The organism is Tabrizicola sp. (assembly GCF_016793705.1).
Taxonomy (GTDB): domain Bacteria; phylum Pseudomonadota; class Alphaproteobacteria; order Rhodobacterales; family Rhodobacteraceae; genus Tabrizicola.
The window spans coordinates 1-2,062 of the sequence record NZ_JAEULO010000013.1 but is presented as its reverse complement, the minus strand read 5'-3'; the positions used below and the strand labels follow the sequence as shown (position 1 = coordinate 2,062).

Sequence of the window (2,062 nt, the reverse complement as noted above, 5' to 3'; positions counted from 1 at the left end):
GGGGTGGCGGAGATACTGTGCCTTTGAGGATCGCGAAGGGCGGAAAGCGGACCTTCGCGCCTTGCATACGTCAACGTTCAAGAGCATCTTCGCCCAGCGTTGGCGGATGCAACTCGCTGCCGGTCCGAACCATCGAACGTCTGACGAGCACCAAAGCAGGTCAATGACATTGGCGGTGGGCTATGGAATGTCTGCGAGCGGATAGCCCCATGCGCCTTCCCATCCGCAGGCTTTCGCTGCGCAGAAGGCGGCATGTTGGAGAACCTGTTCTGGAGTATCTCCCCGCAATCTCGCCACAAGGTAGCCCGCGATGAAGGCATCGCCTGCGCCCATCGTGTCGACCACCGTGGCGGGCACAATTGGCTGTTCGATGCGGGTCTGACCATTGGCCCAGACTGCCCCCTTGTCGCCGCGCGTCACGCAGACGGTGTCCGGCCCAAGATCGAGAACCCGCCCGATGAGGGCGCTGACCGCCGTGTCCTGCAGCCCGGCGCCGGAGAGGAAGGCGGTGGTCACATGGGGGCAGACCTGCTCCAGATAGGCCGGGTCGTGCAGGGTCGAGAAATCGAAGGACACCTCGCGCGCAGAAGCCCGGATGCGGGGCAGTTCGGGTTCCAGATAGCTGAAGCAGCTGGAATGGACATGGCCCTTCGCCGCGATCAGCGCGAGGTCATCCTCGTCCATCCTGAGCATCAGCTTGCGCCGGATGCCGCCCCGGTTCGACGCGACGAAGACCCGGTCTCCGTCCGCATCATGCGTGACCTGCGCCTTGCCGTTCGGCCCTTCTACCCGGCGCAGATGGGCGGTCGAGAGGCCTTCGGCGGCCATGCAGGCGCGGACATGATCGCCCTCACGGTCATTCCCGACGATGCCCATGTAGGCCACGTCGGCAAGCCCGAAGCGGCGGGCCAGAACGGCCACGTTCAGCGCGTTGCCGCCGGGGAAGAACTCGCCCCGGTCAAGGTAGAGGTCGACGACATTGTCGCCGATGCAGAGAAGTCCGTTCGTCATGCTGGCTCCGTCCTGGAGGGGGCAGGACTGGCCCGCCCCCTGACCTTTCGTCAATAGTCCATCTTCCACATGTAGCGCCGCACGGTCAGCGGATGGCCGCGGCTGTCGGCCAGCTTGTCGCAATAGACGCGCAGGAGCGTGCCGAAGGCCATGTGCTCGACATGTTCCACGACCTCGGGATCGATCACGCCGAGGCCCAGTTCCTCGGCGCAGAGCGTGGTCACGCGCTGGCTGTACTTAGTCACGAAATCCAACCCCCGGTCATCCATCTTGCGGCTTGCGCCAAGGCCGCGCAGCACGATGAAGGGCACGTCGAAATCGGTGATCTCGAAGGGTCCGTGGAAGTATTCGCCCGCGTGGATGCCGGCGGAGTGGATCCACTGCATCTCCTGGAAGATGCAGATGGCATAGGAATAGGCGGTGGCATAGTTCGCGCCGGCGCCCATGGTGTAGATCACCGGCTCGCGCTTGTGGCTTTCGGCGAAAGTGGCGATCCGGTCGGCATGGGCGGAGATGGCGGTGTCGATCAGCGCGGGCAGGGCGGTCAGGGCCTTTTCCACCTTTTGCGCCAGGGGGTTGGCTTCGCGCGCGGCGAGGATGCCGAAGGTCAGCCGGGCCATGACGGCGGCGGAATGGTCGGTCGCAAAGGTCTTGGGGGCGTGGGTGTAGTAGACCGGGAACTCGACCGCTTCGTCCAGCGGGCTGCCGGGCAGGTTGGTCAGCGCGATGGTCAGCGCGCCCTTGGCCCGGGCGAAGCGCGCCGCCTCGACCGTTTCGGGCGTGGTTCCAGAATGCGAACACAGAATCACGGCCGAGGTTGGCCCCAGCCGCGCCGGGTTGCGGGCCATGAACTCGGCGGCGTTCAGCGCGTGTCCGGCGATGGTCTTCGCATGGCGGTCGACCGCATACTGGTTCGGCAGCATCAGCGCATAGGACCCGCCGCAGGCGACGAAATAGATCTCGGTCAGTGCAGGCCGGGCCTTTGCGGCGGCAAGAGCGGCGGCGATCTGCGCCTCGGTCGGGAAGGGTTTGTCGGTCATCTGGTCCTCTC

2 protein-coding genes are annotated in these 2,062 nt (G+C 65.3%); both read right to left on the bottom strand.

Annotated elements, in window-relative coordinates; translation table 11 throughout:
* Window positions 1–180: 180 nt before the first annotated feature.
* Entirely contained in the window at window positions 181–1,011 is an 831-nt protein-coding gene (locus JNJ68_RS02180) for a PfkB family carbohydrate kinase (RefSeq protein ID WP_168776740.1), read from the bottom strand.
* A 50-nt stretch (window positions 1,012–1,061) separates the two neighbouring features.
* The coding region (locus JNJ68_RS02175; RefSeq protein ID WP_294978368.1) for an SIS domain-containing protein at window positions 1,062–2,062 on the bottom strand (1,001 nt) is incomplete at its 5' end.